Source organism: Candidatus Hinthialibacter antarcticus (genome assembly GCA_030765645.1).
GTDB lineage: Bacteria > Hinthialibacterota > Hinthialibacteria > Hinthialibacterales > Hinthialibacteraceae > Hinthialibacter > Hinthialibacter antarcticus.
Genome location: JAVCCE010000045.1, coordinates 62,724 through 87,070 on the forward strand (window position 1 = coordinate 62,724; position 24,347 = coordinate 87,070).

Here is a 24,347-nt window from a genome sequence, read left to right on the forward strand (position 1 = left end):
ATGGTGGCGTTCAGGCTGGTTTGGCGCGTGGTTGTGAATAAACGCTCCAAATGTTATACGTCTGCTAACGGCGGGGGCGGATCATGCTACTATTTCAACATCATTTTCATTGGAGAATGCAAATATGAAAATTCAACCGCCGAAAAGCGTTTTGATTAGCGGCGCCTCGACTGGGATTGGCCGCGCTGTCGCGCTCTATCTGGATAAAAAAGGCTGGCGCGTTTTCGCAGGGTATCGTAAAGACGCCGACGCCGAGTCGTTAAAAAATGAAGCCAGCGAACACCTGACGCCTGTCCGGTTGGACGTTGCTAATTCGGACAGCATTGCTGAAACCGTCGGATCGGTAAATGAAATCATTAGCGAATATGGCTTGGACGCGCTCATTAATAACGCAGGCGTTGCGGTTGGCGGCCCGGTGGAGTTCGTTACTCGCGATCAGTGGCGTCAACAGTTTGAAATCAATTTTTTCGGCGCGATCGAACTTACGCAATGCTGCCTGCCGATGTTGCGAAAAACCAAAGGCCGCATTGTGAATGTCAGTTCGATTGCGGGGCGCAGTTCGATGCCGTTTACTGCTCCGTATTGTTCATCGAAATACGCGATGGAGGCGCTGTCTGATTCTTTGCGGTTAGAACTGCGGCAATGGGGAATTCAGACCGTCTTAATCGAACCGGGCGCGATTGAGACGCCCATTTGGGGCAAAGCCACTGAGCAGACCCAACAGATGGAAACCGATTCCGCCTCGCCCGCGATGCAACTCTACGGCAAGGCGCTTACACAGTTTAATCAGGTTCTCAACAATGCAGCGAAACGGGCCGCGCCTGTCGATCTAGTGGTGCAGGCGGTGCGAAAAGCGCTCGAAGACGAGCCGCCGCGCGACCGCTACGTTGTGGGGCAAGACGCGCGGATGCGGTTACTACTTAAATTGTTTCCCACCCGTTTTCAGGATTGGGTTCTCGCAAAAAACATCGGGCTGGACGCATGAAGCCGCTGATTGTTGGAACGGGATTGTTTTGTTTGGACATCGTGTACCCGCCGGGAGACGCTATCCCATCGCTGTATGCAGGCGGCAGTTCGCTGAATGTTGCTTGCATTCTGAGTGAGTTGGGCTGGGACGCGAAACTGATCGGACGCATCGGCGACGACCAGGCGGCGCAGTATCTGTTGTCTGATTTGGATTCATTTCAAATTGATGCATCCAGCATTGTGTTGGATGCAGAAACCAATACGCCGATGTATTCGGAGACGTTCAATGATGCTGGTCATCAGTTTCAACGTAAATGCCTGCAATGCGGGGCGCCATCACCCGAAGTAAAAGCCTTAGACGGGGCAACGATGGAGAAGGCAATCGAACACTTGCCGGGTTCCATTCAAACCGCTGTGATTGAACGCGACGGCCCCGGGTCTATTGCATTGGCGAAAGCGAGTAAACAACGCGGCGCTTTGGTTTATGTTGAACTCAACCGCATGAATAGCGAGGCGGAGTGCCTAGAACTCGTTTCTTATGCTCATGTTTATAAATACGCCCGCGACCGCTGCGGAATGCTGCCTGCGCAAGACCGGACGCCGTATGTCCCGCTGGAAATTGAGACGCAGGGCAAAGACGGTTTGCGTTATCGCTGTTTCAATGGGGAATGGCGGCATGTTGCCCCGTTAGAGAATACCCGATTTGTTGACGCTGCGGGTTCCGGCGACTGGGTCAGCGCGAGCGTCATTCATCAGATCGCCCGGGACGGCGCCGAAAATTTTGAAAGCAAACTCGCGCAAATAGAAACGATATTGGCTCAGGCTCAAGCCGAAGCCGCCGAAAATGGTAAGTACATCGGCGCACGCGGACGCTTATATCAATCACGACGCGTTCAACAAGCCAATGATTCTTGCCCCGCTTGCGGCGGACGCAGCCAACGGATACCGGTTTAGCCCATGCACTTGTTTTCTCTCGGAGACGGAATCGAACTCAAGGTGATGAATAGCGAACACGACGGGGCGCTGTTCGACTTGGTCGAAGCCAACCGCGAGCATCTGCGTGTGTGGCTGCCCTGGGTGGACCGTCAAAAAACGCTTGAAGATTGCCAGAATTTTCTTAAAAGTCTCGAAGAACATTTTGCCAGCAACAAAGCCATGCACTGCGGCATCTGGGTGGAGAGTGAACTGGCTGGCGTGGTCGGAATGGACCGGATCGACTGGCCCAACAAAACCGCTGAGATCGGCTACTGGATCGGTAAAGGGCATGAGGGGAAGGGGCTGGTGACCCGCTCGTGTCAATTTCTGGTAGAATTTGCCTTCATGGAGCTCAAACTGAACCGCCTGGAAATTCGTTGCGCGCCGAATAATCTACGCAGCCGGGGAATCCCGGAGCGGCTCGGTTTCATCATTGAAGGCCGCTTGAAACAGGCCGAATGGCTCTACGATCATTATGAAGACCATATTTTCTATGCGTTGCTTGCCGATGAGTGGCTCGAGAACCACGATCCTCAACTGGATGTGATCCCCAAAGCGTAATAATGGTTCATCCAGTAAGTGTGTTCTTACATTGATGGATGGTCATGATTTTAATTCTGAAAACGTATTCCTGCCTATCAACTGTTTGTCTACAAAAACAGCCAATTATTCTTGGCATTCTACTTTTTTTTATGTATACTAAGTTCATAAAATCAGTATTGAATTATCATTTTTATCTAATTATAGGAGAATTGAATATGAAGAAGAAAATCTTGTTTGCCCTGCCTATTTTGTTTATCGGAGCTGTGACTGTTTTTGCCCTTAGCAGCGGATATGACTCACCTGCCCGCGTCAGCCAAGCCATCTTTGGTTCGGAAGCCAGTTGTTCAGCCTCAACGGCTGCTTCTCAAGTCGCGAGTGGTTGTTCCGCTGAAAAGACGGCTGCGATGACCGCCGCTGCGGACGGTTGCTGCCCCTCCAAGGGTGCAGTTCAGACCGCTGCGTTGGTTTCCGATGCTCCTGCTACCTGCTCAGCAAGCACATCAGTCCAAACCGCTTCTGAGAAACTTGGAACCTGCTCATCAAGCGCCGCTGTTCAGACAGCCGCTTATGTTGAAGGCTCCGCCGCTGAATTTGCGGTTGCCGCATCAGAAGGCGATTGCCCGATGGCGGGTTGCGCGGAAGCCAAGCAAGTTGCAGCAAATTGCGATGACTGCCCGACTGCGAAAGCAGATTGCGCGTCTTGCCCCATGAGCGGTAAAGCAGCGGTTCAAACAGCCGATGCGGGCGAAGCGGCACAGGTCGCAGCCGTACAAGAATAACAATCGAGTTTAATTTCGCTACACCTTACGGGCGGCTTCAATTGAAGCCGCCCGTTTCTATTATCCTGATTTCTCTTTGTGGACTAACTTGGACTAATTCTGTTTATTCATTTTAATGAACTATCTTAAATTATTATTCTTATGTGTGATTGTGTTATATTGAGTATAACATGAATTCTCTTTGATAAGCAATCGTTTTTTCATTTTTCGTTCGCGTGATGTCTCTGTGTTCGTCTTCTAGTTAAACCTAACTTAGTTTATATGTCTTTTTGAGAGAAAGGGGATTCTGCATTGTGATTTCTGCTGGAAACGAACATACTATCAAAACCCAATCAAGTGATTTTCGCATGGACGAAATGAAGTCAATACACACTTCTCTCAGGGTGCTTTTAATGGATCGCGTTAGAATTTTCGTAGCCATACTCGCTGCTCTTGCTTTCAATAGTTGTGCGCCTCAACAAAAAAATGAACACGCGCAAAGCGTGCTGTTAATTACTCTCGATACGGTGCGGGCGGATGCGCTTAGTTGTTATCAATTACCGCCGATGGCTGCTCAAACCGACAACCTCGATGGGTTGGCTGCGCAAGGGACGCTATTTCTTCGCGCCAATTGCAATATCCCCGCAACCCTGACATCGCACACCTCAATCATGACGGGCAACCTGCCGCGAACATCCGGCGTCCGTTTTGCGAAAGACCAGGTTCCAGAACAAGCGGTCACTCTGGCGGAAGTGCTGAAGCTAAACGGGTTTTCAACGGCTGCGTTTTTAAGCGCGGCGGTACTCAATAAAAACTACGGACTGAACCAGGGCTTCGACGTTTATGACGATCTCAGCGACTCAACCCTGACCGAAGCAGACCGCGCGGGAGACCAAACCACGGACCGGGCCATTGCCTGGTTGAAAGAACGGCAGGGTGACGGCCCGTTTTTTCTCTGGGTGCATTATTACGACGCCCATTCTCCCTACCACCCTCAGCCGCAGTATGACCACTATGGCCCCGAAGGTTATGAGGGGCGCATCGACGGCAGCGCTGACCAGGTGTCGCGCTTTGTCGCCAGCAAAGAAGCGCTGAGCGATCTCGATCGACAACGCTTGCGTTCACTCTATTTGGGCGAAGTCGAATATATGGACGACCAGATTGGGCGCTTACTGAATGCGTTCGATGAACAAACAGACGAAGATCAAAGCCTGGTGGTTGCGCTGGCCGATCATGGCGAGAACCTGGGAGAAGAGGGGCGCTATTTTCACGGCGCTGATTTATATTCGTCCTGTATGCAGATTCCAATGATTGTACGCTGGCCGGGCGGGCGCCATGCGGGAGAGCAGGTGGAGGCCTTGGTGCAGGGGATCGACGTAATGCCGACTGTGGCGGCGGCGTGTGGCTTCAGCGATTATTTTGAGGTTGAAGGAAAAGACCTGGCGGCCCATTTCATCGCAAAATCTCCAGAGGCGCGTACGGCGCTGATGGAGACGGAAAACGAATACCGCAGCGATGCGGATAAAATGTTCGCTGCTGAAACGCTGCGTCATAAACTCATTGATCGACGCTGGAGCCTTCGTGAACCCGTGCTCGTGGGGCGTTTTGTGGGGGCGCGCATTGAAAAACCGTGTTATCTACGCGCTTGGTTGCGCGGCGACTCCAGCGTAAATCTAGTCGCGCATTTGCGCTTCCACACGCAGCAATCCTTGCAGAACCCCAACATGCACGCTGACCAGCCAACGATTTTGGTGAGAACCAGCCGCTTTGGGTTAGAGACCATTCATAACCAATATCCGTTGCCGGATGAATTGAAAGCTGCGCACGGGTGGTTGCCAGTGGCGTCGCCTGATTTGTATGAACGCGCCGTTTCGTATGCAGAGGCGCAGGGCTGGCCGACGGACGCGATCATTCTGGAAAGCATCGCCGTTGATATGGCGGGCACGCCCTTGCGTACACAACTCGACGTCTATGTAGACGATATTGAATTGGTGGGAGCGCAAAACCGCAAAATTGATTCCTTTGAAACTTCAGGCGCTCAAGTCTATCAAGATGCGGGAACCGGCGCCGACCACCAAGCCGCTAGCCGCATCGAAGCCGGGAAGGGAATGGGCGGCAGCCGGGGTTTGCGGGTTTCAGCCAAATATTCAGAGAACAAAAATATCTGGGCTGGATCAGAATTTTATGAATTTGAAAATATTTTGTATCCTGTTGAATCAACTGATGTTTTGAAGAAAGAACCCGTTGATCCTATTTCGCTTCAAGCGCTTGAACTGTCCAAGGATGTTGAGCGTTGGCTCAATTCGCCCCCCGGAGAAATCCCCTTTCCCACCTTGATTGATCCTACTCAGAGCGAGCGATTACGTAGTCTGGGGTATTTGTAGCAATATCTATTGTTGACGGTTAACATAAACTAAATATTTTCATGTAATTAGGTTCTAATACTTTGTATTTGCTATATTTATATTAGACTGGTTGGGTGGCTTTTATTGAATTTAAACAAAAATTTGATTGCATTTATCAATTTAATTTGATATAGTAGTTCCCTTATTTGATTTATTTTCTAAGCAACCATATTAAAAAGAAGGAGATTTACAAATGAAACTGAGTCGCATTTTATGTCCGATTGCGCTGGCGTTGGCGACTGGCCTGACAGTGCAAGCCCAAACCGTGACCGTCAATTCATCCGGCGGCGCCGACTTCACTAACATCCAGGCGGCGATTAACTCGATTAATCCCACCAATGGTCAGCCCGATATTATCGAAGTTCAAGACGGCGCGACCTACACCGAACAGATTGTTCTTGGCGGTCTGCCTCCGATTGACCAAGCGGCGATTGGTTCATTTATCACCGATCTCGTCAATGAAAACCGCGATCCGCTCATCGTTCGCGGCATTGGCGCCAAGCCGGTTATTTGGCCGGATTCCGGGAACCTCGCGGCTTATGGCGTATTTGAAAACGACGCCGGTGACAACTTTACTGCAGGCATTGCTTTCTTTGGCGATGATATCACATTAGAAAATGTTGAAATTCGTCAACCGGATGGCAATAGCTCTTATGGTTTGAATGGTCAGGCGAACAAGATCACCTTTAAGGAAGTTTTGTTCAAGCCGACTACCAGTGACCAAGCAGAAGATTTCTTCAACGTTAATAACAGTGACGGCGTTGTGACACTCTTTGGTAATGGCGGAACTTATAGTTTTGAAGATTGCGTCTTTGACGGTGAAAACGAAGATGGCGTCAAAGCCAACGCAAAAATCTACTTCCACGGCATTAGTGATCTTGCTACCCCGATGACCAGCGTGTTTAACTTTGATGGATGTGAGTTTAAAAACACAAACGATGAGTTGACCCGTTTGCGCGCAAGACCCGCGAGCCAAGGCAGCATTGATATCAACATGACCAATTGCCGTTTTGTTGACAATGACGCCAAGGCGCTTTACTTACAAGGAAACGGCGTGAATACCATTGACGGCTGCTGGTTTGAAAATAACACCAACGGCGCAGATGTGAACCAAACCAGCGACGCCTCAACCATTTTTGTGCATGAGCGCGATGGTCACTCCCCCTCGCTGATTGTGAAAAATACCGTTTTTGCCAACAATGCTTCGAACAATGCGACCAACAATACTGTTGATGGACGCTATGCGGTGATTCTGGTACAGAATGGGAACGATGTGAGCGGCGACATTACCATTGATCATTGCACCTTTGACGGCAACGGCGCTGCGGTTCGTTTCTTTGACCCGAATCTTCGCGACCGCAAAGCAACCATCACAAACACGATCTTTTCAAACAACATCACGGCAGGCATCACTGGCGATGGTAACGATGGGACCAACTTGAGTTATGTTCCTGACTCGGTCGAGTTCCTGGACATCACCATCACCAACAGCCTGTTCTTTAGCAATGGCGTTAATTTTGACGTTGGAACTGATTCGGGTACGGTTTCTGGCGACCCGATGTTCGCTGATGCGACATTCAAACTCAGCGACGGCAGCCCGGCGTCCGGCGCGGCGACCGATGGGACTGACATCGGCGCGGTGCAAGGCGGCACAGCGGTTGAAGGCTTCATGCTGTACTAAGCCTCATTCATTCGTGAATACGGAACGGGAGACTCGAAAGGGCCTCCCGTTTTTTTTAACGCTCTTGGTTCAAGTTCTTTGCGTAAGCAGCGCAGTGAATGTTTGATTCTGCCCGAATCAGTTATGGGCCTGCTCTTTGTATTCGATAGTAAAGAGTTCTTCGGCGGTTTTCTTAAACGTATCTCTGCCGCGCTTATCGACGGGGACCGCGCTGATTTCCCACTGTTTGAGTTGTTTAAGAATTTTCGGCTTGATGGTGAATACCGCTTGTTCGCCGGTGTCATCATTTTCGATTCTCACGCGGACGGCGTTCGCATCAGTCAATATGATATTGCGTTTGCCCATGGTGGCGCCGGTACCGACCATCAGTCCGTCGATTAAGCAGGAATGCGGCGGCTTTGCCGGGCACTCGACATATACGGTCAATCCAAAATAGCGCGGGATGTGGTATTGCGTGACGGCGTATTCGCCCATGATGGCGCCCATCGCGACAAAGGGGCCGACGTGTCCATGAAAGCGTTCGAGTTGTATTAATGTGACTGGTTTGAACGATACGGTTGATTGCATGTGCGAACTTGGTGAATAGACGAAGGCGGCGAGCGCCGCAGCGAGAGTCGCGAGAATGACGGTTCGTTTCATTTTTGTGTCCTTTATTAAGGGGCGCAATGGCCCGTATTGAGCCGGACGATAATTCCGGCGCTGATGGTCCCGTTGCTGGGCGAGTACCACGTGTGTGATGGCACTGGTTCCAACATGTGCATGTCGATTTCTTCGCGAATGATGGGGCCGACGCTCCAAAGGCCGTATTGGACGGGCGACGCCGAAGCGGGGGTTTCATCGCTGGCATTGTTGTAAAAGATGTAATCGCCGTCGTCGGTTGGAAACGAGCGCGGCGCCCAGACGCCCTCTTCGGTCGGCATTCCATTGAAGAAGCCGAAGCCGGGCGAGCGGTATTTAATCGTTTGTCCCGCCGCTTCATCCGATGCGCCGTTGAATGTGTAAAAAGGGTCTAGCGGACGCTGGCTGAGATACGCGATTGGGGTTGTTAGTTCAATCGGCAATTCATAATAACGGCGCATTTTATTTTCACCCGAAGCCAGACAGTAGTAGCGCGACGGTGGGTAGGCGTCGCGGTCGATATGGTACGTTTCCAGCGCGTTGGCGCAGGTGTGGATATTCGCTTTGGCGGCGGCGATTTTGCTTCGCACCAGCGCATTCGTCCAGTTGGGCAGCGCAATGGCGGCGAGTAGGCCGATGATGGCGACTACCGCTAATAATTCAATCAAGGTAAAAGCGCGCTTAGCGGTAGACATGCCAGTCATCCATTGCGCTTTGCGGCGATTGAAAATCATCAATACTGCGCGGCCACAAGAGGTAATCTCCCGTTGGAGGGTCAGTGGTATCTTCTTGATTGAACACGCCGATCAAGTTGAAAGAGCCTTCGGGCTGAGGGTGGTCGGCGATTTGGGTTCCATAACAAAGTTCAACCGGGAAGGTTTGGCCCGCTTCGTTGGCGACGGTGATGAAACCGCCGTTGCTCCATTCGCCTTCAGTGATGTGGACGTTCATCAGTTTGACCAAACGCCCTTGGTAAAACTCGCCGCCGCTGGCGCGGCTGGGGTCAAACTGCTGTGCAGCTTCGAGGTCATCAATCTCGATCGGGGCGGGCAAGGCCGTCTCGCCCAAGCGCTCAATGGCAAAGGTTTGGTCTTTGTTATGGCGGTCGTTTATATTCGTTTTACCGCCGAAGAACCCGGTCAGCCCGGTTACGCGCACTCGTTCGCCTTGTTGAATGACGGGGTAGATCGCCAGGCCGCCGTTGTACCAAGCGCCCGAATAGATTTGAATACCGCCGGTACCGTCTTGAACGAAGAGAATCAATGAAGAATCCAACACGCCGGAGGCTTCATCAAACCCATTGAAGATATCCGCGTCATTCAACGCGACGCCTTCGATGGCGTAGCGGTCTTGCGTTGAGATTCCCGCGAAGGTGGGCATCCCCATTTCGTCGCATGTGTTGATCTCTGCAATGGGGGTGAGGTTCTGGGCTTGGGTCGTTAGGCCAAATACAAGCAGTAAGCAGGGTAGGATAAGCCGTATGCTATTCATGTTGTCTCTCCTGGTTGGTGTTACGATATCATAAATAGTATTACTTGAGAGGCAGGGGCGCGTCAATGGGTGCGTGTTACTAATTGGCATTTCGTATTACTGGGGGAATGTCATTGCAGTGATATATAAATCTTGAAACTTTGGATGTTCAGACAATGTTAAGTGTTTCGTGATTTGGAGAATGGGTTCATACCAACGGGAATTTTCTTGAGGCTGGCACAAAGCGCACTTGGTTCCGCGTAATGAAGAGTTGCCGACCGGCGTCAGGCAATGGGCGGGCAGGGGAAGCAACCCGATTTTTTCCGCCGCGTGTAGATTCACATAATTACCGAAGGCGCCTGCCAGGTAGACATGCTCTAAATCATCAACGGTAGCGCCCCATTCTTCTATCAAGATTTCGAATCCCGCCGTGATGGCGGCTTTGGCGAGTTGGAGTTGGCGAATGTCTTGTTGGGTGAGATGAACCAAATTCGTGAGTGGTATCTTTTTGTCCGCAAGCGTAATTCGTCCGCTGGGGTTGATCCAATTGAGATCAAGCGCCGCCGCCGCTGCTTCAACCAGGCCGCTGCCGCAGATGCCTTTTGCTTTGACGCTGCCGATGACGCTGCATCGCAACTGCCCGTCTTCGGCCGTTACTTGGCTAATCGCGCCCGTTGTTGCTCTCATGCCAAAATGAATGCGTCCGCCTTCAAACGCAGGGCCGACGGCGGTCGAGGTGCAGACGATTTTTTCCCGGTTGCCAACGATAATTTCACCGTTGGTGCCAAGGTCGATCAATGCGCAAGGGCGCTCGCTTTGATGAAGTCCCGTTGCCAGGATTCCCGCCAAAAGATCGCTGCCGACGAAACTACCCAATGCAGGCAAAAACGTAACCGTTGCATTTGGCATCTCATTCCATTGAAGATCATCGGGTGTAAATTGAACCGCGCTATTGTGCGGCGATTGAAACGGGGCTTGCGAAAGCGACGTAACATCAAATCCACAAAAGATATGGTGCATAACGGTGTTGCCGGACAGGATGACTTGCTGTAGTTCCTTCGGCGGGACGTTCGCATCCTGCAGGAGCGTTTGTGCGGCTGCCTGTATGCAATCGCGAATGCGGGTGGTCAGTGTTTGCGCGCCGCTGTCTTGCAGGACGTATTGAATTCGGCTGATGAGGTCGCCGCCGAATTCCGCTTGGGGGTTCAGGCATGAGTAAACGCTAACGACGCAGCCTTGGCGAAGGTCGATCAGCTGCGCGGCGATGGTGGTTGTGCCCAGGTCAACCGCGACGCCGTACCCCGGGCGCGGCGTGAATGTGAATGGTTGATCGTCGCTAAGGACAGCCATGTCCCATTGGGCGACTTCAATCACGAGATCGGTTTCAGCGCGGCATTGACAGGCGAGGCGCCATCCCTGGGCGAGTTCCTCATTGCTGGGGCGTTCGGTTTGTATCGGCGTGATATCTAGATTTCCGCTTAGGGTGCGAATGCGGCAGCCCCGGCATAAGCCTTTTCCGCCGCAGGGAAACTCGACGCCGGATGAGAACAGCGCTTGCTGTAATGGCGCACCGTAAGGGACGCTCAATACGCGGCCTTGCGGTTGGAGCGTAATTTGAACTGTTGAATCGGCGTGCATCAGGGCTTGTGAGATTGCGCGTATTGTGTAAGCGCTTCGACGTTTTCTATCGGCGTCCCACGCGGGACCTCGCAGCCTGCGCCGACGATGTAACGCGGCGCGCATTGCTTGTGACATTCGGCAATGGCGCTGGTCACGATTTCCGGCGTTCCATTTTTTAAAATATCAACGGGAGAAATGTTCCCCAACAACACTTGTTTCTTTCCCATTACGCTGCGGGCTTCGTCCATCGGGTTCATCGAATCCAAATCGACGATTTCGCATTCCAGCGAACCCATGCCTTCGTAGAGTTTGCGGGTCTTGCCGCAGATGTGCAGGCGTACTTTGGCGCCGAGCGAATGCAGTCCGTCGATCATGCGCTTTTGCGCGGGCAGTACGAATTGTTTGTAGAGCTTCGGCCCGACGAGCGAGGCCGCCGCGTCGCCGACGCCGATGATGTCGGCCCCGGCTTCGATTTGGGCGACGGCGAAAATGAGTTCCATTTCAATAACAAAATCAAACAGCGCATTGACGAATTCCGGGTCGTCATAAAAATCCATCATCAGCGCATTGATGCCACGCAGGTCAGACGCTTGGGCGCAAGGGCCTTCGACCCAGCCTTCAATGAGCAGTTCGCCGCCGACGCGTTGTTTAAATAATTCCACTGCTTTTACGCGGTCGTTCATGCGCCCTTCCGCATGTGGGTCAGGAAAATCCAAGTCATTGAGACGGGGTTTTTCTTGAAGTAAGGCGCGTTGTTCATTGAGCGCAGGCGGCTGGTCGTCGAAATATTCCACGTCGGCGCCGAGGTCGGCGGCTTCGCGCGCGGGGTCGGAGATGACGGAGACGTAATCAAACTCAAAACGCTCCGCTGTCGCGATTTGGGCTTCAACCAGGACGCGGTGATCGCTGGCGTATTCAGCATAGGTTTTGTTGATCTGGTCTACGGCGAACATCATGGTGATTGGCATCAGCGGCAATTGGTCGGTCTTTTTACCTGCGATCATTGCCAGTACGCGTTCACGTCCGTTCATGGTTGCGGCTCCTCCAGTTGGATAATAGATTCATTGTAACAAGGAGCGATGCGCTTTCCAGGCGGGGTGATGAGGAATTCGTTTTCGTTCCATTGTCCATCAACCAGTCGTTGCAATAGTGACAGGTCGCCTTGGAGCGTTTCAAATTGCCAGTCTTTTTCTTTCGCATCCTGCTGGGCTTGTTTTTGAAAACGGTCGTCTGGTTCAACGCCCATTTCAATAAACGCGCATTTCGCATAATGAGGCGTCAAATCGCCGATGGTATCTTTGAGATAGCGCGCATTGTCTTCACCGTATTTTTCGACCAGTTCTTCATAAGAGGCGCCCATGCCTTGCAGTGAGAGTTGGCTCCATTGCCCTTCGCTCTCGCCGCGTTCAATCCATCCAGATGTTTTGAAATAGGTTCCCGGGTTATTTTCAAAATATTGCTGGTAGCGTTCTTTGTTACCGAGAAACATGGTGATGCAGTCATGGGCGCGGGGAACGGTAATAGAAAGCGTGTTTGCTTGCAGGCCAACGATGCCGTTGTTGCAGAGGCCGTAAGCGAGCGCAATGGCGTCATAGAGGTTTTCGTCAACCCGGTCTATTGCCTGTTGCAGATTGCTGCTCATGCCCTCGGCGCCGATGTCGTGTAAGCGCTTGGGCAAAAACTCTACGTCGATTTGATTGATTGACCGCGACGCGACAGCGCAAACCTCGCGGAAAAAAATTTCGCAGGCAATCAGTTTGATCTTCATTCCAACGTATCGCAAACGGCGCGAATAAATTCCGGCGTGGTTCCGCAGCAACCGCCGATAAACGATGCGCCGACTTCAACCAAGGCGCCAATGCGCTGGGCGAATTCTTGCGGCGTTGTGGTATAGACGGCTTCACCGTTGACCAGTTTGGGTAGGCCAGCGTTGGCTTTGATCCAGATGGGTTTGTCGCAGGCTGATTTCATGCGGCGGCAAATATCAATAAAGCCTTCGATGCCTTGCCCGCAGTTAGAGCCGATGGCGTCAGCGCCCGACTTGCACATCAGTTCCGCTGCTTCTTCCGGCGTGGTTCCCATCATAGTGCGGTCTTTGTTTTTGCCTGTATCAAACACCATACAGGCGACCACGGGCAAGCCTGTTTGTTTGGCGGCAGCGACTGCGATGCGGGCTTCGTTGGGGTCGGACATGGTTTCAATGACAATGGCGTCGGCTCCGCCCGCGGCTAGCGCATTGGCTTGTTCTTCAAAGGAGGCGAGTAATTCTTCTTCGCTGGTTTGTCCCATCATCAATAATTTACCGGACGGGCCAATGGAAGCGAACACTTTGGCTTTGTCTTGCGCGGCGCGTTTTGATATGGCGGCGCCTTCGCGATTAATGTCGATTGCTTTGTCAGCAAGTTCATGATCGCTCAGACGCACCCGGCTGGCGCCAAAGGTATTGGTCAGGATGATATTGCTTCCCGCTTCAACGTAGGCGCGGGCGACTTCTTCAACTTTATCGGGGTGCGACAGGTTCCAGAGGTCGGGCGCTTCGCCAATGTTCAGGCCGCGCGCTTGCATTTGCGTCCCCCAGGCTCCATCAGTTACGACTGGACCCTTGGCGAGAAGCTGAGCGAAAAGTTCATTCATTTATTTTCCCCAGAGAAATTATTTTGCAACCAATTCACGGGCGCGAATAACGGCTGATCGCGCTGTGTCACCATAGCCGTCAGCGCCGACTTCATTTGCATAGTCTTGTGTGATAGGCGCACCGCCGATCATGACTTTGACCTTGTCGCGGACGCCGGCTTCGCGCAACGCTTCCAACGTATTTTTGATGGAAGGCATAGTGGTCGTTAAAAGCGTAGACAGGCAGATCAGGTCCGCATTTTTTTCGTTGATGGCTTGGATAAATGCTTCGGGCTTCACATCGACGCCCAGGTCGATCACTTCAAATCCGCCGCCTTCGAGCATGGATGCAACGAGGTTTTTGCCGATGTCGTGCAGGTCGCCTTTCACGGTGCCAATGGCGGCGCGTCCAATTGGTTCGGAGCCTTGCGCGGCCAATTGGGGACGAATTAATTCCATCGCCTCTTTCATGGCGCGGGCGGAAAGCAACATTTCGGGGATGAAATATTCTTCCTCTTCAAACAAATTGCCGACTTCATCCATCGCAGGCACTAAATATCCCGTGACGATTTCGAGCGGATCCATATTATCGGATAACGCTTGTTCCGTAATTGACTTTGAGGCTTTGGCGTCGCCTTCAACGATTGCCGTGTGGAGGGCGCTTAGATCAGGCATATTTGTTCTCCCCGCAAAGATGATCCATCAGGTGATGTGATGTAATACGCTATACGATTTATATAACAATGTCCAGAATGAATTTTACTATCAGCCGTTCCATTCCCGAAGCGCATCCAGCATCGCGACGACATTTTCCACTGGCGTTCGCGCTTGAATATTATGTACGGTGTTGAAAACAAAGCCGCCGCCCGGCGCAAAAATATCACAGCGCTCCAGCACTTCTTTGCGTACTTCTTCTGGCGTACCAAAGGGAAGCGTTTTTTGAGTATCGACTCCGCCGCCCCAAAAGACGATGCGGTCGCCGAAGCGTTGTTTGAGTTCTTTGGCGTCCATATTCGCTGCGGAACATTGGACGGGATTATAAATGTCGAAGCCGCATTCGATAAAATCATCTAGAAATTTGACGACGGCGCCGCAGGAATGTTTGAAGGTTTTCCATTGGGTGTTTTCATGGATCCAATTGTTGATCTCTTTATAGTAGGGCGCCCAGAGCGTTTGAAACGTCTTTCTCGAACAAAACGTCCCGCTTTGCGTTCCAAAATCGGTTCCACAAACAAAAACGACATCAATGTCGCCGCCAGTTGCTTTTGCAATTTTCTCCAGATTACCAAGTGCAATTTCACATTGCTTTTCATACATGGCGTGGATGTACTCAGACCGCGTTGCGATTGACATATACCACTCGCTAATATCTCGAATGCCCTTTGGATGTTTGAGAGAGGTCCCGGGGATATGGGCGATGTCGCCAAGAGCCGTGCCGCCAAGCGAGGCGCATACCGCCCGGCCTGATGCTCGCGCTTCCGCCGCGGACTGCTTGAGTTCTTGCAGCGCTGCGTCGGTGATCGGCTGGTATTCTTCTAAATTATCTTCGGGATTTAGATTGTCATCGTCAATCGGCTGCTGGCGGATAATTGCGTCAAAGAAATATCCGTCGTTGGGCATCTTGGCGGAAGGCGGCGCGGTAAGGTCGCCCTGTGGATACATATATATATTGTTATCGTCATCGGTGGTGGTGTTGAATTGTCCCGCGACAAGCACGACGAGGCCGTCCGGCATCCGCCATTCTTTCCAATCGCAGTTGGCAAAGCCGTATGCGGTTTTGGCGGGGCGCATTTGTTCGACGTCGACGCCCATCGCCTGCTTTAGGTCTTCGTCGATCCAGCCCAGCATCTGGCTGGGTTCGTAGACTTTCACGGGCTGTTTTTCGAGTCCGTAATAGTCGCGCAAGGCCGCGACGCAACTGACGTGGACGCCGCTGGTGTTTGTCCCGCCGAAATCAATGGGGAGTTTTTCCGGCTGCTGGTGGTTCAGGGCTGCGTTAATAACATCTCGGCTAGTGGACATATTGTATGAATCTTTCTTAAAAATGTGATGATTCCATATTAACAAACTTTTTATCCTTGTTTCTAGATTAGAGAAAGAAAGAGCATTGTTATATAGAATTTTAGTCTCTAACTCTATAAAAGTTTTCAAGGCGCCTTGCTTTCACCAGCAGGGCGCCTTTTTTTTATGAATGGGCAATGAATCAAACTTTAATACGAAATTGAGATGAATCCCTATTCAACGCTATCAGGATTGTCAACAATATTCTTAATGACTGATTGAAAAGAGGGCTCCTTCCATGCGAACGATTGCAGCGATTTTTTTCTGCGTAGGTTTCATTTCCATTTCATCAAGCCAATTATACGCAGAGTCACTCGACTTTCGGTTACGGCATTTTTCCCGGCATGTGTTTTCTACGCCTGCAGGAGAGCGCTATTGTCAAATTGAGCCGGACGGAACGACGATTATCCCGAATGGACGCTTGATTCGACCGATTGGAAAACAACTTCTGCTCGAGCCGCACCCGTATGGGTTGACGGTTTCAGCCGATGGTCAATTTGCCGTCACCGCCAATAGCGGCACTGAGCCGTTTTCGTTTTCTGTGATCCGCAATCCATTTTCAGATGAACCAGTCGTGCGTGACATTCCTGAAGGCGTGAAGACGGACGAGGGCGTTTTGAACGCCTGCTTTATGGGGCTCGCGACGGCCCCGCCTCCCAATACGCACATCCTCTATGCGTCGGGCGGTGATGACGGCACCGTCATGGTGTGGGACCTCAACGCGTATCAACGCATTAAGACCATTGATCTGAATGTTCCGTTCAATGGACGCGACTGGAAAGACGGTTATACCGGCGACCTGGTTTTATCGCCGGACGGCAAGCGCTTGTACGTTGTCGACCAGATGAACTTCCGCGTTGTGACCCTAGATACGGAGAGCGGTCAAATCATTGATGTCGTTGCGGTCGGGCGCTATCCGTTCGGTCTGGCGATGACGCCGGATGGAAAAAAGCTGTTTGTCGCGAACATCGGCCTGTTTGAATACAGCGCCGTCGAGGGATTTGATCCCAATCACTTTATTGATACAACGCTATCGTTTCCTGCGACAAAATACCTGTCGGATGAAATGAAAGAGGGAACGGTTGCCGAGGGCATTCAGGTTCCCGGCCTGGGCGAACCGAATGTTGATGAAGCGGTTTCGGTTTATGTTGTTGAACTTGATGATGCGGGGAAGGGAGCCGTGACCCAGCGCATTAAAACCGGCGTATTGGTGGGCGAAAAAGTTGAAGATATTCCCGCGTTGGGCGGCGCATCGCCGAACTCGGTTGTGACCGACGGGCGCTTTGTCTATGTCACCAACGGGACCAATGATTCCATCTCCGTCATTGATGCAGAAACGAATTCAATTGTTGATGAAATTAAGATCAATATGCCAGCGCCGTTTCATCTCTTGCGCGGCGTGATTCCATTTGGGCTCGCGTTGTCAGACGACGGATCGCGGTTATATGTCGCCGAGTCAGGCATCAACGCAGTTGGCGTCATCGACGCAAACGCTCGGCGGGTGCTGGGACATATCCCGGTGGGTTGGTTCCCCAGCAAGTTGAAACTCTCGCCGGACGGAAAACAACTCATCGTCGCTAACGCCAAGGGGTTTGGCGCCGGGCCGAACGGCGGGCCGGGCGTTGATCTGGAAGGCCGCTCCGGCATCGGTAACCTGATGCGAGGTACGGCGTCAATCTTCACCATCCCGCCGGAAAGCGAACTGGCGTATTACACGCAGCAGACCATTGATAACAATGTGCGCATTAGCTCTGAACGATGGGGCGAGGTTGGAGAGAACAATCCGGCGCCGCCCTATCCAGGCGCGTACCAATCGCCGATTGAGTACACGGTGTTTATCGTAAAAGAAAACCGCACCTACGATCAGGTGTTCGGTGAACTCGAAGGCGGGCGCGGCGAGTTGTCGCTGGTTGATTTTGGTTTAAATGAAACGGTGCGCTCTACGGCGCGTGAAGGCGATGTGGTTGAGGGCGTCAACGTCATGCCTAACCATCAGATTCTCGCGCGGCGCTTTTCAGCATCCGATAACTTTTATTGCGATTCAGACCATTCCGCCGACGGTCACCGCTGGTTGCAAGGCGTATATCCCGGCGTCTGGACCGAGACCGGGACGACCGCTTCTTACGGCGGGCGCCGAAAAGGCAAGATCATTTCTACGGCGCCGGGGCGCCGCGCAGTCACTGGGGCGTATGCGGGATTGATTCCAGAAGACTACATAGAAGTGGGTACTATCTGGGACCACTTTGACCGCTGGGGCGTTTCATTTTTTAACTTCGGGCTGGGGTTTGAATATCCTCAATCCAGCTATGGCGATGACCAGAAAAAAGACGTGAAATATACGGGGATTCAGATCGCCGTCAATTATCCATTGCCCGCGCCGTTGTTTGATCGGACCTCACGGCTGTATGCAACATACAATACCAATATTCCCGACCAGTTTCGCATGGATATGTTTGAAAAAGAGTTGAACGAACGCTGGTTGTCGGGCAACGAGCCGTTCCCGAAAATCATCACCATGTCACTACCCAACGATCATGGAGCGGGCGAACGCCCTGAGGCGGGGTATCCCTACCGGGAGTCGTATATGGCGGATAACGATCTGGCGTTGGGCCGCGTTGTGGAGTTGCTCAGCCACACGCCGTATTGGAAAAAGATGGCGATCTTTGTGACCGAAGACGACGCGCAAAACGGTCGCGACCATGTCGATCACCACCGCAGCATTTCGCTTGTGATTAGTCCTTATGCAAAACCCGGCTATGTGTCGCATGTTCACACATCATTGCCGTCGATATTAAAGACGATGAATTTGATTCATGGAATTCCCTATATCAACCAGTATGACGCCATGACGAGCGATTTATCGGACATGTTCCATGCCAAGGCGGATTTTTCGCCCTATAATGCAGTCCCGGTCGATAAACGCATTTTTGATCCGCAAAAAGCTCTTGATCCTTTCGATGAGAATTTCGATTGGGAATCTGTCTATGAATTTCCTGTAATGGACAGCCCCGAAGTCATGAAAAAATGGATGGAAGAAGACGCAGAACGCCGTATAGAGAGAGTGGATGAAAATTAAGAATTCAATCTTTATATTTGTATTATATTCGCTTCCTGTACTTGCCTGCGACGTGCCGGTGTTTCGGTATGCGCTTGAGCGCTGGGCGCCGGATGCGTATGAAATCAGCGTGTTGTATGACCAGGATTTATCGGACGAGCAAATCACGTTGTTAGAGCCTTTGCTTGAGAAAGACGCCGCGAAACCGGGGGGATACAATTACGTTATCCAATGGGTTGATCTGAGAGAAAATTCTGATGCGCCTGTGCTGCGTTTTCTCGATCAAAAGCCCTCGACGCTGCCGCTGCTTGTGTTGCGGTATCCGCCGAACGCCAAGCGCCCCTATGCGATATGGAGCGGCCCTTTATCAATGGAATCTATCCAGGTGTTGCTGACATCGCCTATTCGGACTGAAATTTCAGAAGCGCTTCTGAACAATACGTCCGCCGTGTGGGTGTTTCTAAACTCAGGCAACAAAGAACGCGATGATGAAGTGTTTGCGCTATTTGAAAACGAAGTGATGCGATTACAGCGTGAATTAAAACTGCCTCTGTTAGATGAGAATGCCGAGCGCGAAACCATCTATCTGGATGAAGCCTTAAAAGCGCAATTGGGCATCTCGTTTTCAATCGTTCGTTTGTCTCGCGATAATCCAGAAGAACAGGCGTTGATCGCGATGATGTTGGGAAGCGAAATTGACTTGCCTTTATATGCTCATGAACCGATGGCGTTTCCCATTTTTGGACAAGGACGATTGTTATATGCGTTAATCGGCGACGGCGTCAATCGCGAAACCTTACAAGATGCGGGACAGTTTTTGGTCGGCCCGTGCAGTTGCCAGATCAAAGATGACAACCCCGGCATTGATTTGATGATGCCGATTGTCTGGGCTGACCACATTGAAACTGAAATGGTGCGCGACCGTCCATTGCCTGCGCCGATTCCCGCGCTGGGCGGGATTAATGCAACTGGCGAACTGGTCGCGATGCAGCCCATTGAACAATACAAAAATACATCGGTTGACCCAGTTCTAATCAACTCGTTTTATGCTGTAGGCGTTTTACTTATCATTAGTTTGGCGGCTTCAGTCATTTTGGCGCTACGAAGTCGAGAATAATCTGTGAGGTTTTTTGTCATGCGTTTCTTTATTTATCTTTTAGTCATTGCTTCAGTTTCCTTGCCGTCATTCGCCGCCGACTGGCCGATGTGGCGTTATGACGCAGGGCGCAGCGCCGCCTCGCCGCATGAACTGCCAAGTGAAATGCACTTGCAATGGGCGAGAGAGTATCCCCAATTAAAACCCACCTGGGATGATCCACTCAATCGCGACTTGATGCAGTTTGATACCATTTATGAACCCATCGCGGCGAACGGCTTCTTATATTTTGGCTCGAACGCATTTGATAATGTGACCGCCTTAAACGCCGAAACGGGAAAAGAGGCCTGGTGTTTTCAAACGAGCGGGCCGGTGCGTTTCGCGCCGGTTGCGTATCAAGGCAACGTGTATTTCGTCAGTGACGACGGCTATCTCTATTGCGTAGACGGCGCCAGCGGTGAAGAACAATGGCGCTATCGGCCCATCAATAATGACCGCAAAGTGTTGGGCAACGAGCGCCTGATTTCAACCTGGCCTGCGCGCGGCGCTCCTGTGATTGAAGACGGCGTCGTCTATGCGGCTAGCGGAATCTGGCCGATGATGGGCGTTTTTATTTACGCGCTCAATGCAAAAAGCGGCGAAGAAATTTGGGTGAATGACGGGGCCAGCGCCCGTTGGATGGACCAGCCGCATAGTTCTCCCTCATTCGCCAGCATCGCGCCGCAAGGCTTGTTGGCCTTGTCCGGCGACAAGTTGCTCATTCCCGGCGGGCGTTCGGTGCCTGCATGTTTTGATAAGAACACAGGAAAATTTTTATACTATAAACTGGCCGAATCAGGAAAAACCGGCGGCGCGTTTACTGCTAGCGTTGGCGACTTTTTTGTGAATTATCACCGCGATTCCGTCGTGAGTCTGTATGACCTTTCAAACGGCGAGCGAGTGGTATCGACCTTTGGCAATATGCCCGTGTTGACAAAAGACGCCATCTACGGCAGCGGCGAGAGAATCGAAGCCTTTGATTACGCCAACTTCGGCGCCGTTGAGATCGAGCGTAAAGTCATTGACAAAAAGACCAATGAAGTTAAAACCGTTAAAGAAAAAAAATGGCGACTGAATCCTCTTTGGGGAATCGACGTTGACGCGACTGGCGACTTGATTCAGGCAGGAGATACTTTGTACGCTGGCGGCCAAGGCGTCGTCTCCGCCATACGCTTAAATGGGAATTCAGAACCGAAACTCGCATGGACGAAAAAAGTTGATGGAACCATTAAGCGCTTGATCGCGGCGGACGGGCGTTTGTTCGCGGTCACGCTGGAAGGGCGCATTTATGCGCTAGGCGAAGAAAAAATTGAGTTCGCGCGTCATCGGTTTCCGGGTGGAACTATCAGCATCAACCAAAAAGAGATTGACGAGGCAAATACTGCACTTCGTTCAACCAGCGTGAATGACGGCTATGCGTATCTCTTTGGCGCCGGGAACGGTGAGTTGTTGCATGCGCTGATTGAACAATCCAATTTACGGTTTATCGCCGTTGACGAAGAACAAGACATTGTTAAAACCCTGCGCGAGCGCTTTATTTTTGCCGGGCTTTATGGCAAGCGCGTCGCGGCGCTACGAGGAAATCCGGTTACGTCGCAAGCGCCGCCCTATTTGGCGGAGCTGATTGTCGTAACGCAACGTGAGATTCAAAAACAAAATAAAGAAACGCTCGAAGCGATATACAACATGCTGCGCCCCTACGGCGGGACGGCTTGTTTTGCTGTGAATGAAAATAATAAATCATGGTTGGTTCAAACTCTTCAATCACTTGATTTCCCTCAAGCAAAAATCGTTGAATCAGACGGCTATGTCCTTCTCAAACGCGAAGGCGCGCTGCCGGATTCAGACGACTGGACGCACCAATATGGCAACATCGCCAATACGCTCAAATCAGACGACTCGTTGGTCAAATTGCCGCTGGGGCTGTTGTGGTTCGGAGGCAGTTCCAACATGGACGTGTTGCCGCGTCACGGTCACGGCCCGCCGCAGCAAGTAGTCGATGGGCGTTTGTTTATTCAAGGGATGGATGAACTTTCCGCCCGCGATGTGTATACCGGGCGCATTTTGTGGAAACGAAAACTGACCGACCTTGGCAACTACGGCATCTACTATGACGATACCTACAAAGACACTCCGCTTGATCCTGCTTACAACCAGATTCATATTCCCGGCGCCAATGCGCGCGGTACGAATTATGTTGTGACTTCAGACATGATCTATATCATCGAAGGTTCCCGCTGCCGTTTGATTGATCCGGCCTCTGGCGACGACAAGGGCTTCATTGAGTTGCCTGCCTTTCCTGGTCAGGAAACGCCGGAAGATTGGGGATACATCGGCGTTGAAGGTGATTCATTGATCGCTGGCGCGGGCTTTGTGAGTTATACAGATTTCGTCTCCCTAAGCGAAGAACTGCAAAATAAGAAAAAACCGTTCGTGAATTATGACGTTACCTCTAGCAAACGGCTGGTGGTGATGGACCGCTATAGCGGTGATGTGCGTTGGACGTTCAAATCTGACTTGGGGTTTCGCCACAACGCGATTACCGTCGGCGACGGAATTCTCTACTGCGTTGACAAAATGCCTGACCCAGTGATGGATGCGCTTAAACGCCGAGGCAAAAACGCCTTTGGTACGCCACGGCTTTTTGCGTTTGACCTTAAAACAGGAGACATTAAGTGGAGCGCGACCGACCGCGTGTTTGGCACCTGGCTTGGTTATTCACATGACAATGGAGTTTTGCTCGAAGCCGGTCGCCCGTCGCGCGACATGATCTATGGCGAGCCGGAAGGCATGACCGCCTACCGCGCCAAAGACGGCGAAGTGATCTGGCGCAATCCCGAAGCGGAATACGGCGGGCCGTGTATCTTGCACGGTAAGACCATTATCACCGATCCATACGCGTTTGATCTGATGACGGGCAACAGGCTGGACCGTAAAAATGCGCTGACCGGCGCTGAAGAACCCTGGATGTACAAGCGCCAGTATGGTTGTAATTACGCCGTCGCGAGTGAAAACCTGCTGACTTTCCGTTCGGCGGCGGCGGGATTTTTTGACCTCGCCAACGATGGCGGCGTCGGCAACTTCGGCGGCTTCAAATCGGGCTGCACCAATACGCTGATCGCTGCGAACGGCGTGCTGAATGCGCCCGATTATACCCGTACTTGCTCGTGCGCGTATCAGAACCAAACTTCTCTGGCGATGGTTCACGATCCTGAAGTCGAAATGTGGACTTACAATCAAATAGACGCATCCGAAAGCGCGATCAAGCGGCTGGGTTTGAACTTGGGCGCTCCGGGCGACCGCCGCGCTGACAATGGAACGCTGTGGTTGGAATATCCATTCGAGGGCGGACCGACCCCTGAACTCGATATCAAAGTTGAACCTGAAGACGCGCGTTGGTTCCGGCATCACTCATTGCGTATGAACGGCGGCGATATGAAATGGGTCGCCGCATCTGGCGTTGAGGGCGTGAGACGAATCACGGTCAAGTTAGCGTCTGCTCCGGTCGCGACGACTTACAGCGTCCGGTTGTTCTTTATGGAACCCGGCGATGAGAAGCCCGGCGAGCGCGTGTTTGACGTATCGTTGCAAGGTCATTTAGTGTTGGATGATTTTGACGTCGCCGCTGAGGCAGGCGGTAAGCGTATTGGTTTAATCAAAACATTTGAAGAAGTGAAGATTGACGGTGCGTTAACCATTGAATTCACGCCCGGCGATGAAAACGGCCTGCCAATACTTTGCGGCGTCGAGCTGATAGACGAGTCTTCCATCGCCATGACGAATTGATCGTTCTCTTTGAATATCAACTGTGAGACGCGTCCAAGCCTGTTGTTTGAACTGGGTGAAACTTTCAATATTGCAATACAAAATCAGTTTGATAGCGCTCTTGTATCCATCTGGTATCTATCGGTTTAGCAATTTATGTCTATGTGTATTGCTACTTTTATTCGGCATAAAGCTCTAGCGTACGATATACTATAAGTAGACAGGAAATTGAAATTAGGCGAAGGGAATGGAAGGTGAGGGGAACAGAGGTGATATCATGTTACCAGTCAACCTTATGGGCGACGCAGCGGCTGCAACAGCCATGGTCGTTCAATCTACAAAAAAGCCTGAAACCGAATCGTCGGCAAACGCCAACCGGTTCAATCGTGAACTGAGCAATGTTCGCGACGCTTCCCGTCTGACCGTTACTCCGCTTTCTACCATCTATACTTACAATCCGGTTCGGGCGCACGAAGAGCGCTTGCCAACATTCTGGCGCCGCAAACATCCATCCGATCAACGCGAGCGAGAGCATGAACTGGCGGACGGCCCAAAGCCGAGGGCTTATCAGCCGCTATTATTTGATATGCGGACCGACCGTGTTGCGGACGAATATCAGCATGGCCGCCATGCGGAACGCATGGGTGTGGAAGTTGATATGAGGATTTAATACAGGTTTTTT

The 24,347-nt window shown here is 51.7% G+C and carries 19 protein-coding genes; 10 read left to right on the forward strand and 9 right to left on the reverse strand.

All coding sequences use genetic code 11. The features are described from left to right. The first annotated feature begins 124 nt into the window (after nucleotides 1-124). The 6 genes from P9L94_11015 to P9L94_11040 all read left to right on the forward strand — a co-directional run bounded on the left by P9L94_11015 (nucleotide 125) and on the right by P9L94_11040 (nucleotide 7,328). Nucleotides 125-985 (forward strand): SDR family oxidoreductase, encoded by an 861-nt coding sequence (locus P9L94_11015; protein ID MDP8244602.1) that lies wholly within the window; start codon nucleotides 125-127, stop codon nucleotides 983-985. Beyond that, nucleotides 982-1,920: a PfkB family carbohydrate kinase gene (locus P9L94_11020; protein MDP8244603.1), complete on the forward strand. Its 939-nt coding sequence runs from the start codon at nucleotides 982-984 to the stop codon at nucleotides 1,918-1,920. The genes P9L94_11015 and P9L94_11020 overlap by 4 nt, the downstream gene beginning before the upstream one ends. A gap of 3 nt (nucleotides 1,921-1,923) precedes the next feature. After that, the gene (locus P9L94_11025; GenBank protein ID MDP8244604.1) at nucleotides 1,924-2,502 is read left to right on the forward strand and encodes a GNAT family protein; all 579 of its coding nucleotides are present in this window, start codon (nucleotides 1,924-1,926) and stop codon (nucleotides 2,500-2,502) included. Between the two features lie 197 nt (nucleotides 2,503-2,699). Further along, a complete protein-coding gene (locus P9L94_11030; GenBank protein ID MDP8244605.1) occupies nucleotides 2,700-3,263 on the forward strand; it encodes a hypothetical protein in 564 nt (187 codons plus the stop codon). Nucleotides 3,264-3,655: 392 nt separating this feature from the next. Then, nucleotides 3,656-5,626 carry a sulfatase gene (locus P9L94_11035; protein ID MDP8244606.1) on the forward strand — a complete coding sequence of 657 codons (1,971 nt, stop codon included), beginning with the start codon at nucleotides 3,656-3,658 and terminating at the stop codon, nucleotides 5,624-5,626. A gap of 214 nt (nucleotides 5,627-5,840) precedes the next feature. Next, nucleotides 5,841-7,328, forward strand: a complete 1,488-nt coding sequence (locus tag P9L94_11040) for a hypothetical protein (GenBank protein ID MDP8244607.1) — start codon at nucleotides 5,841-5,843, stop codon at nucleotides 7,326-7,328. A gap of 117 nt (nucleotides 7,329-7,445) precedes the next feature. On the opposite strand, the gene P9L94_11045 is transcribed toward P9L94_11040, so the two are convergent. From P9L94_11045 to P9L94_11085, 9 genes are all read right to left on the reverse strand, one after another. After that, nucleotides 7,446-7,967 carry a formylmethanofuran dehydrogenase subunit E family protein gene (locus P9L94_11045; GenBank protein MDP8244608.1) on the reverse strand — a complete coding sequence of 174 codons (522 nt, stop codon included), beginning with the start codon at nucleotides 7,965-7,967 and terminating at the stop codon, nucleotides 7,446-7,448. Nucleotides 7,968-7,981: 14 nt separating this feature from the next. Continuing rightward, nucleotides 7,982-8,641 (reverse strand): prepilin-type N-terminal cleavage/methylation domain-containing protein, encoded by a 660-nt coding sequence (locus P9L94_11050; protein MDP8244609.1) that lies wholly within the window; start codon nucleotides 8,639-8,641, stop codon nucleotides 7,982-7,984. Continuing rightward, on the reverse strand, nucleotides 8,628-9,437 hold the full coding sequence (locus tag P9L94_11055; protein MDP8244610.1) for a hypothetical protein: 810 nt from the start codon (nucleotides 9,435-9,437) through the stop codon (nucleotides 8,628-8,630). Before P9L94_11055 ends, P9L94_11050 begins: the two co-directional genes overlap by 14 nt. Nucleotides 9,438-9,533: 96 nt before the next feature. Continuing rightward, nucleotides 9,534-11,054 (reverse strand): ASKHA domain-containing protein, encoded by a 1,521-nt coding sequence (locus tag P9L94_11060; GenBank protein ID MDP8244611.1) that lies wholly within the window; start codon nucleotides 11,052-11,054, stop codon nucleotides 9,534-9,536. Then, on the reverse strand, nucleotides 11,054-12,067 hold the full coding sequence (locus P9L94_11065; GenBank protein MDP8244612.1) for a uroporphyrinogen decarboxylase family protein: 1,014 nt from the start codon (nucleotides 12,065-12,067) through the stop codon (nucleotides 11,054-11,056). Before P9L94_11065 ends, P9L94_11060 begins: the two co-directional genes overlap by 1 nt. After that, on the reverse strand, nucleotides 12,064-12,804 hold the full coding sequence (locus P9L94_11070; protein MDP8244613.1) for a DUF1638 domain-containing protein: 741 nt from the start codon (nucleotides 12,802-12,804) through the stop codon (nucleotides 12,064-12,066). The genes P9L94_11065 and P9L94_11070 overlap by 4 nt, the downstream gene beginning before the upstream one ends. Then, complete coding sequence (locus tag P9L94_11075; protein ID MDP8244614.1) at nucleotides 12,801-13,670, reverse strand: homocysteine S-methyltransferase family protein; 870 nt, start codon at nucleotides 13,668-13,670, stop codon at nucleotides 12,801-12,803. The genes P9L94_11070 and P9L94_11075 overlap by 4 nt, the downstream gene beginning before the upstream one ends. A gap of 18 nt (nucleotides 13,671-13,688) precedes the next feature. Further along, complete coding sequence (locus P9L94_11080; GenBank protein ID MDP8244615.1) at nucleotides 13,689-14,324, reverse strand: corrinoid protein; 636 nt, start codon at nucleotides 14,322-14,324, stop codon at nucleotides 13,689-13,691. 90 nt (nucleotides 14,325-14,414) lie between these two features. Further along, entirely contained in the window at nucleotides 14,415-15,671 is a 1,257-nt protein-coding gene (locus P9L94_11085) for a uroporphyrinogen decarboxylase family protein (GenBank protein MDP8244616.1), read from the reverse strand. Between the two features lie 277 nt (nucleotides 15,672-15,948). Here P9L94_11085 and P9L94_11090 point away from each other — a divergent pair, with 277 nt between their 5' ends. The 4 genes from P9L94_11090 (at nucleotide 15,949) to P9L94_11105 (ending at nucleotide 24,335) form a co-directional block, all read left to right on the forward strand. After that, nucleotides 15,949-18,786 (forward strand): hypothetical protein, encoded by a 2,838-nt coding sequence (locus P9L94_11090; protein ID MDP8244617.1) that lies wholly within the window; start codon nucleotides 15,949-15,951, stop codon nucleotides 18,784-18,786. Further along, nucleotides 18,776-19,882, forward strand: coding sequence for a hypothetical protein (locus P9L94_11095; protein MDP8244618.1), 1,107 nt, complete (start codon nucleotides 18,776-18,778; stop codon nucleotides 19,880-19,882). Before P9L94_11090 ends, P9L94_11095 begins: the two co-directional genes overlap by 11 nt. A gap of 18 nt (nucleotides 19,883-19,900) precedes the next feature. Then, nucleotides 19,901-23,686, forward strand: coding sequence for a PQQ-binding-like beta-propeller repeat protein (locus tag P9L94_11100; GenBank protein MDP8244619.1), 3,786 nt, complete (start codon nucleotides 19,901-19,903; stop codon nucleotides 23,684-23,686). A gap of 256 nt (nucleotides 23,687-23,942) precedes the next feature. Further along, nucleotides 23,943-24,335, forward strand: coding sequence for a hypothetical protein (locus P9L94_11105; GenBank protein MDP8244620.1), 393 nt, complete (start codon nucleotides 23,943-23,945; stop codon nucleotides 24,333-24,335). Nucleotides 24,336-24,347: the final 12 nt, after the last annotated feature.